This is a genomic window from Brucella sp. NBRC 113783 (assembly GCF_040372265.1).
GTDB lineage: Bacteria > Pseudomonadota > Alphaproteobacteria > Rhizobiales > Rhizobiaceae > Brucella > Brucella teleogrylli.
The window spans coordinates 51050-64028 of sequence record NZ_BAABRX010000002.1; the positions used below are offsets into that span (position 1 = coordinate 51050).

Genomic DNA, 12979 nt, shown 5'->3' on the forward strand with positions numbered 1-12979 from the left:
GTCGTACAGGGATGATTCTCCAACTTTTCCGCCGCAAATCGAAGGCCAATGAGGCTATCGTGCTTCGCGTTTACGAGGCGATCGTGGCAGCGGCGCGGCAAAAACGGTTTTATGCACAATTTCATGTGCCGGATACGCCACTTGGCCGGTATGAGATGTTGTCGGTGCATATTTTCCTGACACTGCACCGGATGCGCGGCGACAATCCGGCTCTGATGGCGCTTGCCCAGGAGGTGGCCGACGAGTTTTTCAAGGATGTCGACCACTCGCTGCGCGAGTTGGGAATCGGCGATCAGGGTGTTCCAAAACGCATGAAAAAACTTGCCCGCATGTTTTATGGCCGGGTCGCCACCTACGGCGCGGCGCTAGACACCGACGATGCGGAAGCGCTAGCAGCCGCGCTGACGCGAAATATTCGGCCTGATCTGGAATTTTGGCCACAAGCTCGCCATTTAGGCGAATATGTTCTGCGTTGTCGCGACCGGCTGCGCGCAATCGACGACAGCACTCTGGTGGCTGGCGAGATTTCCTTTATGGATGCCGAAGATCCAGCGCTCGCGCTGACGCATGATAATACTGAAGAGGCAAAACAAAATGACTGACAAGCCGGCGCTGACCTATCCCGTTCCGGTTCTGCACCTGCCCCAGAAGGGCGTGACAGTGACAATCGGCACCGATGAGAAAGAACGCGCCGCGCTTGCCGCCAGCCATGCGCTTGAGGCGGTGAACGCGTTCTCGGCTGAATTTCTGCTGACGCCGTGGAAAAAAGACGGCATTCGTGTGCGCGGTCGCATCGATGCGGAAATCGTGCAGGCTTGTGTCACCACGCTGGAGCCGCTGACCAATGTGATTGCGGAAGAAGTCGATACGATCTTCGTGCCGGAAAATTCGCGTCTGGCCCGGGTTCAACTCGACGAAAGCGGTGAAATGATGCTGGATGCAGACGGTGCCGATAGCCCGGAAACCTTTGTCGGCGACCGGATCGATGTGGGCGCGGTTGCCGAAGAGTTCTTCGAACTGGCTATCGATCCTTATCCGCGCAAACCCGGTTTGCCTGACGAAGCAGAACCTCAGGTCTTTGGCGATGCCGGTGATGAAGGTGACAAGCCTGTTTCGCCCTTTGCAAAGCTGTCGGAATGGCGCGACAAGTCGTAATTGACGGTGATTTGCGCCGCGTTTGACAGAATATTGTTGTACGGTAACGCAAAACCACTATTTTCGCCGAAAGCCCTGTCGCGCCCCGAGCGCGGCCCGGGAGCAGGGGGCGAGCAGGGATCGAACAGGAATAATCAAGAGTGGTAAAAATATCGATTGACGCGATGGGCGGTGATTTCGGTCCTGAAGTGGTCGTCCCCGGCGCGGCAAAGGCGCTTGAGCGCCACCCCGACATGCGTTTTATCTTTTTCGGTCTGGCCGGACAGGTTGAACCGGTGCTGGCGCGCTTTCCGAAGTTGCAGGCCGCATCCGAGTTTCGTGCCTGCGAAGTCGCCATCGGTATGGACGACAAGCCAAGCCAGGCGCTGCGCAACGGGCGCGGCAAGTCCACGATGTGGAAGGCCATTGAAGCGGTGAAGACGGGTGAAGCCGATGCCTGCGTTTCCGCGGGCAATACCGGTGCACTCATGGCCATGTCGAAATTCTGCCTGCGCATGATGTCGGATGTCGAACGTCCGGCGCTTGCGGGCATCTGGCCGACGCTGCGCGGTGAAAGCATCGTGCTGGACGTTGGCGCGACGATTGGGGCCGATGCGCGTCAGCTGGTCGATTACGCCGTCATGGGCGCTGGCATGGCGCGGGCGCTGTTTGAAGTGCGCAAGCCGACGGTCGGCCTGCTGAATGTGGGCACGGAAGAGGTCAAGGGCCTCGATGAAATCAAGGAAGCCGGGCAGATCCTGCGCGATACGCCGCTGGATGGTCTGCAATATTCCGGCTTCGTGGAAGGCAACGACATTGGCAAAGGTAGCGTCGATGTCGTGGTGACCGAAGGCTTCACCGGCAATATCGCTCTGAAGGCCGCTGAAGGCACGGCGCGTCAGATGGCGACATTGCTCCGTCAGGCCATGAGCCGCACTTTGCTGGCCAAGATCGGCTATGTCTTTGCCAAGGGCGCTTTTGATCGCCTTCGCGAAAAGATGGACCCGAACAAGGTCAATGGCGGCGTGTTCCTCGGCTTGAGCGGCATTGTCATCAAGAGCCATGGCGGCGCGAGCGCCGAAGGCTTCTGCTCGGCAGTCGAAGTGGGCTACGACATGGTGCGCAATCGTCTTTTGCAGAAAATTGAAGCCGATCTGGCGCATTTTCACCACAGTCACCCGCATGTTTCGTCCAGTGAAGGCGGCGAAGCGGCCAGGTAATTATTTGCCCTGAACGGGCGCGGATTTCGACGGTGCGGGCAATAGCCCCGTTCCGTTCGCTTATGAGGACAGGAATAAAAAATGATACGATCTGTCGTGCGGGGTATCGGTTCGGCATTGCCGAAGCGGGTCATGAAGAACACCGATTTTGAGGGTGTCATAGAGACCTCGGACGAATGGATCGTGCAGCGCACGGGCATTCGCCAACGCCATATCGCGGGTGAGGGCGAAACCACGGTTTCGCTGGGTGCAGCCGCCGCGCGCGCGGCCATCGAAAATGCAGGCCTGCAGCCATCCGATATCGACCTTGTGCTGGTCGCCACATCGACGCCGAACAACACGTTCCCGGCGAGTGCGGTAGAAATCCAGCGTGAGCTTGGCATTACCTCCGGTTTCGCTTTCGATATGCAGGCCGTTTGCAGCGGCTTCATCTATGCGATCACCACCGCCGACCTTTATATTCGCGGCGGCATGGCCGAGCGCGTTTTGGTCATTGGTGCGGAAACCTTCTCGCGCATTCTCGACTGGACTGACCGCACGACCTGCGTTCTGTTTGGCGATGGCGCTGGCGCTGTGGTGCTGGAAGCTGCGGAAGGCAAGGGCCTGACCTCGGACCGTGGCGTTCTGGCTGCAAATCTGCGCTCGGACGGCAACCACAAGGAGAAGCTCTATGTGGATGGTGGTCCTTCGACGACGCAGACCGTCGGCCACCTGCGTATGGAAGGCCGCGAGGTCTTCAAGCACGCTGTCGGCATGATCACCGACGTTATCGAAGCTTCCTTCGCGGAAACGGGCCTTACGGCAGACGATATCGACTGGTTTGTGCCGCATCAGGCCAATAAGCGCATCATCGACGCGTCGGCCAAGAAGCTGAATATCGCCGAGAGCAAGGTCGTCATCACCGTTGACCGCCACGGCAACACCTCGGCTGCATCGGTGCCGCTGGCGCTGGCCACAGCCGTTGCCGACGGTCGTATCAAGAAGGGCGATCTGGTTCTTCTCGAAGCCATGGGCGGCGGATTTACCTGGGGTGCGGTTTTGCTGCGCTGGTAAGCCAATCGCCGCAAAACAGGCGCGTCGGGTCACGTTCGGAATCGGATCGGAAAAGAAAAGCAACAAAATTGATCCACCGCGAGGGAACTCGCGGCTTGACCGAGCCGCTTTTATTTGTGTAACGTCCTGTCACGTAAGGATATTATCTGTTCAAACGCTAACCAGGTGGGTTCGGTTATGGGAGGTAAAACGGTCACGCGGGCTGATCTGGCAGAGGCTGTTTACCGGAAGGTCGGTCTTTCCAGAACGGAGTCGGCGGCTTTGGTCGAGATGATTCTCGATGAGGTCTGTGACGCAATCGTCAATGGCGAAACAGTGAAGCTGTCGTCATTTGCCACTTTTCAGGTCCGCGACAAGAACGAACGTATCGGTCGCAATCCGAAGACCGGTGAAGAAGTACCAATTCTTCCGCGACGCGTGATGACCTTCAAGGCTTCCAATGTTCTCAAGCAGCGCATTCTGCAGGAACATCAGAAGCGCGAAACCAAGAGCAAATAATCCAAATCGATGCCGCCCCAGTTCCTTCGGGCGGCATTTGTTTTTCCCGATCAGGTGGCAAAAGCGGCGGCTTGCGCGTTCTGGCGCAGCGCGATGATGGCTTTTGCGCTGCCGTCGTGATCCATCTCACATCGCGGAACAGGGGGCTGCTTCGCCGGAAGGCGGTGCCATTTCGCCCCATGTGCCCCCGCTGTTCCTCTGTCAAAAGCTGGCTGTTGAGCGTCATCCATGTGAAGGGATGCGCATAAAGCTCTGATATTATATAATGGATATAGTGGAACGAATCATTTCGCTAATATTCGAATCCGGGAGCGCACAGGCTTTTCGGAAAGAGTTTCAGCGTGAAACGCCTCGGGTTTCAATCGGCGTTCGGACAGTATAAGTAGGCCACGGTTTTTGAAAACTGGTGGCATTCCGCCTTATTGTCACTGTCCGTGTATCGTGCGGACCGCAAGTGGATTTCAAAGCCTATACGGATCGCTCGGTGAGCGGGCCGTTGCTGCTGGAAAGGGCAGGTGGATGGACAAGAGCCCTGATGCATTCAGGACGATCAGTGAGGTTGCGGAGGATCTTGATCTTCCCCAGCATGTGCTGCGTTTCTGGGAAACGCGCTTTACACAGATCAAGCCGATGAAGCGTGGCGGCGGTCGCCGCTATTATCGTCCAATCGATGTCGAACTGCTCAAGGGCATTCGCCATCTGCTCTACGATCAAGGCTATACGATCAAGGGCGTGCAGCGTCTGCTGCGCGAAAACAATCCGCAGTTTATCATTGCTCTGGGCAATGGCGATGTGCAGGCCATCGAAGTCATCTCGCGCCAGAAGCAGGCTGCGGCTGACAAGCGTGCAGCGGAAGAAGCTGCCGACAATGAAATGGCCTTGCCGAGTGGCATCAAGGCGCCGCAGCCGTCACGCAAGCTGTTCGGCTTGCTGAAAGGCGAGGATGACGGCCCCATTGGCGCGGACGGTAAGCGTCCGTCGAAGGACAACCGCTCGCTCTTGCAGGAAGCGCTTTTCGATCTTCTGGAATGCAAACGATTGCTGGATCAGGTTCGCTAGGATCGACAAAAGGGAGGCCGTGGCCTCCCTTTTTTATATCGTCAGCTGGACGAGAGTTTCAGGCCGATGATGCCCGCGAGAATGAGCATAACGCTTGCAACGCGGAAGAAACTTGCGGTTTCCCCGAGAATGAAGATGCCGACTACGAAAGCGCCAACTGCGCCGATGCCGGTCCAGATCGCATAGGCCGTGCCGAGCGGCAGGCTGCGCATGGCGATGGAAAGCAGCAGGAAGCTGCCGATCATCGTGACCAGTGTGATGATGCTGGGTGTCAGAAGAGAGAAGCCTTCCGACTTTTTCATGAAGAATGCCCAGACGACCTCAAGAATGCCGGCGATAGCCAGATAGACCCATGCCATTTGTATGCTCCATTTTTGGAAATGGGTAAAATCAAAGACTTAAACTGTTTCGATGAATCAGTTTCTCAAAGTCCCGGTGTGGTTGGTGTCCCAAGCAAAAAAACGTGCGAACCGCCAAGGCTGGCCAATTGGCCGCCAGTGTTTCTAGACCTGACGATGTGCTTGATGCTGGTTGGTTCGATTGGCCGTAACATAGGATGCTCCTATGGGGCCGTCCCCTATGCAAACAGTGGCGCGGGTCGTCCCGCGCGCCAGATAGATAGTGTCTCGCTGGTGCTTTGGCAAGATGCATGACGAAATTGCTACCAACATTAACTTGATTGCTTCTGTCGTGGATCGGCTGTTGTTTTCGTTTATCCTGTCATTCTTACTCACAATTATGCCAGGAGATCGATCAATGACCATCTCAAGACGTAATTTCATTGTTGCAGCATCTGCTGCCGGTGCGGGGATGGCGCTTTCGCCGTTGGCCCTTGCCCAAGCAGCAGCCGAAACGGGCAGTTCAAACGTGCAAAAACCGTCGCAAGTTGAAAATCCGGGTTTCCATCACTTCCAGCTCGGTGAATTTGAAATCACCACATTGTCTGATGGACGCCGGGCAGGCGAGGCGCCTGAAAAAACCTATGCGATCAATCAGGACCCGAAGGAAGTCGCTGCGCTGCTTGAAACGAACATGCTGCCTGCTGACCGATTTGTGAATAGCTTTACGCCGGTGCTGATCAACACTGGCAAGGACCTCGTCCTATTCGACACGGGCATGGGTGCCGGTGCGCGCGCAAACGGGCAGGGCAAACTTGTCAGTGCGCTGGAAGCATCAGGCTATAAGGCCTCTGACGTTTCGCTCGTCGTGCTCAGCCATTTTCATGGCGACCACATTGGCGGCCTTATGGAAGACGGTAAGCCTGCCTTCGCCAATGCCCGTTATGCAGCCGGACAAAAGGAGTTCGATTTCTGGACCGACCCCGCACGACTGGATAGTCCGATGAAGGGTGGTGCCGAGCTTGTCGGCAAGAATGTGAAACCGCTGGCCGAGAAGATCACATTTCTGGAAGACAATAGCGAAGTCGTCCCGGGCATTCACGCCTTGGCAGCTTTCGGTCACACGCCCGGCCATCTGATATTTCGCGTCGAATCCGGCGGCAAGCAACTAGCGCTGATCTCCGACACGGCCAATCATTTTGTCATCACCTTGCAACGGCCCGATTGGCATGTCGCTTTCGATGTGGACAAGGAGGCCGCCGTCGCGACGCGCAAGCGCGTCTTCGACATGCTGGCGACCGAGCGCCTGCCTTTCATCGGCTATCATATGCCCTTCCCGGCAGTGGCTTATCTGGAGAAGGACGGCGCGGGCTATCGCTATGTTCCGGAGTCGTATCAACTGCGGGACATGTAATCCCGGTCAGCGCCCGCCTGCGACTTCGATGAACGAGCCGGTCGTGTAGCCGGGGGCGTCGTTGAGCAACCAATAGATTGCTTCCGCGACTTCCTCCGCTTTTCCGGCTCGTCCTATCGGGGTTCCGGCCCCCAATTGTATCGCCCGATCGGGATTTCCGCCGCTCGCGTGGATTTCCGTTTCGATCAAACCGGGACGAACCGCATTGACCCGGATGCCTTTCGGTGCGAGCTCCCGCGACAGGCCGATGGTCAATGTGTCGAGCGCGCCCTTGGCACCTGCATAATCCACATATTCGAACGGTGAGCCGAGCTTTGCCGCCATCGAGGAAACGATGACGATGGAACCGCCCGGTCGAACGCGGCGCGCTGCTTCGCGTGCGCAGAGATAGGTGCCGTAGACATTGACATCGAACATGGTGCGCAGACGTTCCGCGCTCATCTCGGCGAGCGGCATGGTCTGCGCGACGATACCGGCATTCAAAACAACGCCTTGCAGCTTGCCAAATTCCTGCTCGGCGCGGTCATAGATGGAAATAACGTCTTCTTCGCGTGAAATATCGCCTTGCAGCGCAATGGCTTTGGCGCCTGCACGTTTCAGACCGTCGGTAGTTTCCGCTGCTGCCGAGGCGTTTCCGGCGTAATTGAGGGCGATGGACCAACCGTCCGCAGCGCAACGCAATGCCGTTGCTCTGCCAATGCCACGGCTACCGCCGGTGATCAGGACGTTTTTCAAGCTCGAACTCCTCCGCATGATTTGTGGTGGAGTTAAACCAGTTTGTCGCTCTCCGCAAAGCGGAGATTGTGCAGAAAAAAACAATATGGGGAAAAAATGGTCGGAGCGGCGGGATTCGAACCCACGACCCCTTGACCCCCAGTCAAGTGCGCTACCGGGCTGCGCTACGCTCCGAGCCGGGGAAAGCCTTAGAATGCAAAGGTATTTTCCGCAAGCCCTAAAAGTGGCAAAAAGGCAAAATGCGCACAATTGATATCTGGAAAACTACCAGTATCGCTTATGTTCGCGGGGCGAACAGGATGATGCAGGTGCCTGCCAGAGCCACGCATGCGCCGGTCATATCCCAACGGTCCGGCTTTGCGCCTTCGGCAATCCATATCCATAAAATGGAGGCGACAATGTAGATGCCGCCATAGGCCGCATAGGCACGGCCCGCCGTATCGCTCTCAATCAGTGTCAGGCAGTAGGCGAAGAGCGCCAGCGATCCCATGCCGGGAATGAGCCAGAGCGGCGATTTATCGAGTTTCAGCCACGCCCAGAAAGCAAAACAACCGGCGATTTCGCAGATTGCGGCGGCGGCATAGATGATGAACTGCAAGCGGGCTCCTATGCTTGTGCTGGCTGGCGGACGACGGGCCGGGAATTTTGACGCCGGTATTTATATTCAAGCCCGGCGCAACCCCAGATGATCCCGAACAGCAGATAGAAATGCCGCCAATGATCGGTGTCGATAACATTGCCGATCAGCACATGCCCCAGATAGGTCGCATAAGCGCAGAGCAGATAAGGCTGCCACGGCCTGTTGCGGAAAAGCTGGCGAAAGCCGATGCCAAGCGTCATGAATGTCAGCGTGACGAAGGCCACAAAGCCGACCCAGCCATAATCGAGCGCGGCTTTGAGCCAGTTGTTATGCGTGTCTTCGCCGAACATCGGACCGAACTCCAGCGGGCCGATGCCGAGCGGATGCTGGGTGGCAAGCACCATGCCATACCAGTGGCGGGCAAAGCGCCCCATACGATCGGCGTCATAGCTTTGTTCGAGTTGGGCGCGCTGCAAAAGGAAGTCACCGATACCGGGGATTTCGATGAGGATCAGCAGCCCGATCACCACAGCGGCAACCGCCAGCAAGGACAGCACGATGAGGCGCAGGCGAAAGCGGTTATTGTTGGTTTGTAGGAACAGGGTAAGCAGGATTACCATGCAGGCGAGGGGCACCATCGCCCAGGCTGCGCGCGAAAACGAGAACAGCACGCCGAGCGTCAGGATGGCGGCAGCAGGCAGATAGACCAGCATGTCGCGCGCACGTCCGGTGAGGATGCGGTAGACCGTCCAGCTCAACGGCAGAATAAGAAACGGGCCGAACACGTTCGGGTCCTGAAATGCGCCTTTGGCTCGCCCGTAGCGCGTGAAGAGATCGGCACCGGGGAATAGACTGAGATAGCCCGCAATACCGAGAAAGGCGGCGATCAGGCCGACACACAGATAGGCCTTGAAGATCGTTTGCAGCCGCCGGTAATCCATCTCGATCATTGCGGCAAAGAAAACCGAAGTGAAGGCGAGGAACAGCGAAACGGCGATATAAAGCGGCGCGTTTTTGAGGTCGGCCATCTGTAAGGTCGAAAGGACCCCGCCAAAGTTGAAGACCGCGAGGATAGCCAGCAGAACGAGGTTGGTTCGGCTCAGGCGAAGTCCGAACAGCAGCGCAATAGCAATCAGCCCCGCCATATAAACTTCATAAGGCGCAGGTTCGCTCAGCACGAAACCCAGCAGAAACACGCCCAACCCAACTGCGAAGTTGACGATCAGGCGGTTCAGCGCCCGGCGTTGATGCACCGTCGCGCCCCGGGGGGGCGCTGAATTGCGCATCGGCGCAACTATGGACGCTGCCTGGCTCAATAAGCGTTTTCCGTGTTGAGAAGGCGAATGGGTGTCAGGAAAAGAATCTTGAGATCGAACCAGAGCGACCAGTTTTCGATGTAATAAAGGTCGTATTCGGTGCGCATCATGATCTTCTCTTCATTGTCGATCTCGCCGCGCCAGCCATTGATCTGGGCCCAGCCGGTCACGCCCGGCTTGACGCGGTGGCGTGCGAAATAGCCATCGACCACTTCATTATAGAGAAGATTGTTGGAATGCGCTGCCACGGCATGGGGGCGCGGACCGACCAGCGATAGCGATCCGGCGACGACGTTGAAGAACTGCGGCAGTTCGTCGATGGACGTCTTACGGATGAAGCGTCCCACGCGGGTAACGCGCGGATCGTTCTTCGTCACCGCATTGCGCGCCGTCGGGTCACACTGCTCGGTATACATCGAGCGGAACTTCCAGACGTTGATGACTTCATTGTTGAAGCCATGGCGCTTCTGCTTGAAGAAAACCGGCCCCTTGCTGTCGAGCTTGATGGCGATAGCAGCGCCAATCATGATCGGCGACAGCACCACAATGCCAACGAGACTGAAGGCGATGTCGAAAATACGCTTGGCGACCGAATCCCAGTCGTTGATCGGCTTGTCGAAAATATCCAGCATCGGCACTGAGCCGACATAGGAATAGGAGCGCGGACGGAAGCGCAGGTGATTGTTAAGCGCGGACAGACGAATATCGACGGGCAGCACCCAGAGCTTCTTGAGAAGGGCGAGGACACGCGCTTCCGCGCTGATCGGCAGCGACACGATCAGCAGATCGATATGCGCGATGCGCGCAAATTCGATCAGTTCGTTGATATTGCCGAGCTTGGGATAACCGGCGACCACGGGCGGCGAGCGCTTGTCGTCGCGGTCGTCGAAAATACCGCAAATACGGATATCGTTATCGGGCTGCTGCTCAAGAGAGCGGATCAGCGCTTCGGCATTGGGGCCGCCGCCAACGATCACGGCGCGGCGTTCCATAGTGCCATTGCGTGCCCAGCGGCGGATTTTCCAGGCAATGAAAAGGCGGGATATCAGAATGACGGCGATGGTGCTGACGGCCCAGATGAGGAACCAGCCGCGCGAGAAATGTGCCGAGACCTTGAAGAGAAAGCCAACCAGTGCAAGCGTGCCGAGCGTTGCCGCCCAACTGATGATCAGCCGCCGCAAATGGTGGGTGGGACTTCTGAGGATGTTGACCTGATAGCCGTCATTGATTTCCATCAGAGCGACATAAAGCACGCCGCCAGCGATGACGATCAGCGGGTAATAGAGCAGATAATCGCTTTGAAGCCCGACATAATAGCCAAGGCTTAATATGCCCATCAGGAAGATGAGGCCGAACTCAACCAGACGCACGACGCCGCTGAGCATGAGCGGCGAAAACGTGTCCCGCTGATATTGCGCGGCTATGCTGCGCGCCAGAGGGCTGAGTTCCACCGGTTCTTGCGGCTTCGAATCCTGCTTGGCGCTGGCTTCAATCGCCTTGCGTCCGAATGGAGAAAAAGCATCATTGTCCCGCACGATAATGTCTCGCTTATCAGTTTACAGGAGGATGTGTACCGTCAGATTCCTAAGAAATCTCTGAAACACGCAGGTATCGGACCTGCTGAATACTCAAGAATGTGTTTCACGGTAAATCAATTCTATAGAATGAGCCATGGACTGCACGCTGAAACGTTCACGAAGTCGTGAATTTTCGGGCATTTGCGCATCGAAATCGCCGTTGTCGGCTCTGAGTTCAAGGATTTTGGCGACCAGCGCTTCCACGGTCGGCTCGAACAGGGCGGGAGATGCGGGGCCGAATATCTCTGGAATACCGCCGACGCGGCTGGCGATGACGGTTTTTCCGGCAGCGAGCGCTTCCAGCACGATATAGGGAAAAGCCTCCGCACGGGAAGGAACCACCATCAGGCGACCAAGGGCAAATGCATCGCGCGCCGCCATGCCGGGCAGAAACCGAATTTGTGCGCCAAGGGCAAGTTCGCTTGCAAGCGCCGTAAAGGTCGGCTTTTCAGCGCCATCGCCGACCATGGTGGCGCTGAGCGGCAGGCCGTGCTGATCACGCAGCTCCACGATGGCGCGGATCAGGGTATCCGGGCCTTTCAGGTCGCGCATCGTGCCGACGAACAGAAGGTCGCTGGCATCGGGCGCGTCGGGAACGGGAATGAATTCGTCATCGGCCAGGCCGTTATAGACCACCGCATGGAGGCCATAAGGCCGTCCGACCTTTTCCTCATAGGTTCGTTTCTCGAAGTTGGAAACGAACATGACCGCATCGGTCATCGGGGCGAGAAGTCGCTCGACCAGAAAGACAGCGCCGCCGCGGCGTGTCTTCTGGTCGAAATGCAGGCTTCCGCCATGCGGTGAATAGATACGGGCTACGCGAGACCTAAAAACCCGTAGAACAGAGCCGAACAACCGGGCATAGACGCCGCCTTTGGCGCCATGCCCATGCAAAATGTCCGGCCGCAATTTCTTGACAACGCGGTATGCTTTGAACGCTGCCGCTGCATCGCCGATACCAATATGGCGTTGCATGGCAATTCGATGCAGGCCCAGCGCAAGCTTGGGCCGCAATTCTTCTAGAAGCGCGTCCTCTCTAGGACCGCCTGTTGTTGCGTCGCAGACGAGCCCGACAAGGTGACCTTTTTCCGCCTGTACGCCGACCAGATCGCGGACATGGCGGAATAATCCGCCAGTGGGCTCGCGAAAGCAGTGGACAATACGCAGAGGGGAAACGGTGTTGTCATCAGCCATCAATCGCCATCAGAACAGACGTTCGCGGACATAAATCGTATCGCCGGGCAGGATCGGATCGGAGATCAGAACCCGGCCTGTCAGCACCTTGCCATTGAACTGGCGGGTGATATCGGCATTCTCCTGATTGGCGCGCGGGCTGAAACCGCCTGCGGCTGCAATGGCTTTTTGCACCGTCATGCCCGGCACATAGGAATATTGCCCGGCCGCGCCCACTTCGCCCATGACGAAGATCGGGCGATAGCGGTCGATTTCCACGCTGACATCCGGGTCGCGCAGATAACCGCCGCGCAGTTTCGATGCGATCAGGCCTTCAAGCTGCTTTGCGGTCTTGCCGCGCGCTGGAATGCTGCCGACAAGCGGGAAAGCCACGTAGCCTGCCTGATCCACGCTATAGGTGTTGGTCAGGCTTGCCTGTTCGAAAACGGTGATGCGCACGCGGTCGCCCGCATCCAGCATATAGGGCTGGTTCAGCGCTTCGTGAAAAGCCGGCGGTGCAGGGCGGTAGCTCGTGCAGGCGGATGACAGCGTCATCGCCGCAAGACCGAGCGCCGTGAGCAAAGCACGGCCTGTGCGCTTGTTGTGAATTGTCTTCGCCATCATGTCTCGCCTCGGTATCCCCGAAAAGCATCACCCGCATTTATGGAAACTGACCGGTGCCGAAGCGCGATCAGATGAATTCCTGTTACTGCGTTATCGATTGATTAGGGTTAATGGCTGGTAAAGATGTGCGGCGATGGTCAAAAAACTTTCCAGAAGAGGGCGAAAGAGTAACGAGAGCATTTAAGCACTTTGAAATATATAGAAAACGATCCTGCGTGGTTTTGTCAGCGATGCCCCATGAAGAACGCAGAAAGTCGA

Annotated in this window: 14 protein-coding genes and 1 tRNA gene; 7 read left to right on the forward strand and 8 right to left on the reverse strand. The window is 57.2% G+C overall.

Annotation, left to right across the window (positions count from 1 at the left end; all coding sequences use genetic code 11):
• Window positions 1–11 precede the first annotated feature (11 nt).
• From ABWW11_RS05565 to ABWW11_RS05590, 6 genes are all read left to right on the forward strand, one after another.
• A complete protein-coding gene (locus ABWW11_RS05565; protein ID WP_109368735.1) occupies window positions 12–602 on the forward strand; it encodes a ubiquinol-cytochrome C chaperone family protein in 591 nt (196 codons plus the stop codon).
• Window positions 595–1155, forward strand: coding sequence for a YceD family protein (locus ABWW11_RS05570; protein ID WP_121535733.1), 561 nt, complete (start codon window positions 595–597; stop codon window positions 1153–1155). The genes ABWW11_RS05565 and ABWW11_RS05570 overlap by 8 nt, the downstream gene beginning before the upstream one ends.
• Window positions 1156–1295: 140 nt before the next feature.
• On the forward strand, window positions 1296–2354 hold the full coding sequence (gene plsX / locus ABWW11_RS05575) for a phosphate acyltransferase PlsX (protein WP_109368737.1): 1059 nt from the start codon (window positions 1296–1298) through the stop codon (window positions 2352–2354).
• Window positions 2355–2435: 81 nt separating this feature from the next.
• Window positions 2436–3407 carry a beta-ketoacyl-ACP synthase III gene (locus ABWW11_RS05580; RefSeq protein WP_109368738.1) on the forward strand — a complete coding sequence of 324 codons (972 nt, stop codon included), beginning with the start codon at window positions 2436–2438 and terminating at the stop codon, window positions 3405–3407.
• Between the two features lie 177 nt (window positions 3408–3584).
• Complete coding sequence (locus tag ABWW11_RS05585; RefSeq protein ID WP_078340512.1) at window positions 3585–3905, forward strand: integration host factor subunit alpha; 321 nt, start codon at window positions 3585–3587, stop codon at window positions 3903–3905.
• Between the two features lie 519 nt (window positions 3906–4424).
• Window positions 4425–4964, forward strand: a complete 540-nt coding sequence (locus tag ABWW11_RS05590) for a MerR family transcriptional regulator (protein WP_109368739.1) — start codon at window positions 4425–4427, stop codon at window positions 4962–4964.
• Window positions 4965–5005: 41 nt separating this feature from the next.
• Here ABWW11_RS05590 and sugE read toward each other — a convergent pair whose 3' ends face one another.
• Window positions 5006–5323, reverse strand: coding sequence for a quaternary ammonium compound efflux SMR transporter SugE (gene sugE, locus ABWW11_RS05595; RefSeq protein WP_109368740.1), 318 nt, complete (start codon window positions 5321–5323; stop codon window positions 5006–5008).
• 397 nt (window positions 5324–5720) lie between these two features.
• Here sugE and ABWW11_RS05600 point away from each other — a divergent pair, with 397 nt between their 5' ends.
• Window positions 5721–6716: an MBL fold metallo-hydrolase gene (locus ABWW11_RS05600; RefSeq protein ID WP_319080463.1), complete on the forward strand. Its 996-nt coding sequence runs from the start codon at window positions 5721–5723 to the stop codon at window positions 6714–6716.
• Between the two features lie 6 nt (window positions 6717–6722).
• Here ABWW11_RS05600 and ABWW11_RS05605 read toward each other — a convergent pair whose 3' ends face one another.
• The 7 genes from ABWW11_RS05605 to ABWW11_RS05635 form a co-directional block, all read right to left on the reverse strand.
• Complete coding sequence (locus ABWW11_RS05605; protein ID WP_319080462.1) at window positions 6723–7451, reverse strand: SDR family oxidoreductase; 729 nt, start codon at window positions 7449–7451, stop codon at window positions 6723–6725.
• Window positions 7452–7548: 97 nt separating this feature from the next.
• A tRNA-Pro gene (locus ABWW11_RS05610) sits at window positions 7549–7625 on the reverse strand.
• A 103-nt stretch (window positions 7626–7728) separates the two neighbouring features.
• A complete protein-coding gene (locus ABWW11_RS05615) occupies window positions 7729–8049 on the reverse strand; it encodes a YnfA family protein (RefSeq protein ID WP_319080461.1) in 321 nt (106 codons plus the stop codon).
• Between the two features lie 8 nt (window positions 8050–8057).
• Window positions 8058–9317, reverse strand: a complete 1260-nt coding sequence (locus ABWW11_RS05620; protein WP_319080480.1) for an O-antigen ligase family protein — start codon at window positions 9315–9317, stop codon at window positions 8058–8060.
• 26 nt (window positions 9318–9343) lie between these two features.
• Window positions 9344–10882: an undecaprenyl-phosphate glucose phosphotransferase gene (locus ABWW11_RS05625; protein ID WP_140024791.1), complete on the reverse strand. Its 1539-nt coding sequence runs from the start codon at window positions 10880–10882 to the stop codon at window positions 9344–9346.
• 93 nt (window positions 10883–10975) lie between these two features.
• On the reverse strand, window positions 10976–12118 hold the full coding sequence (locus tag ABWW11_RS05630) for a glycosyltransferase (RefSeq protein WP_319080460.1): 1143 nt from the start codon (window positions 12116–12118) through the stop codon (window positions 10976–10978).
• Window positions 12119–12127: 9 nt separating this feature from the next.
• Window positions 12128–12718 (reverse strand): polysaccharide biosynthesis/export family protein, encoded by a 591-nt coding sequence (locus ABWW11_RS05635; protein ID WP_371830778.1) that lies wholly within the window; start codon window positions 12716–12718, stop codon window positions 12128–12130.
• Between the last annotated feature and the right edge of the window lie 261 nt (window positions 12719–12979).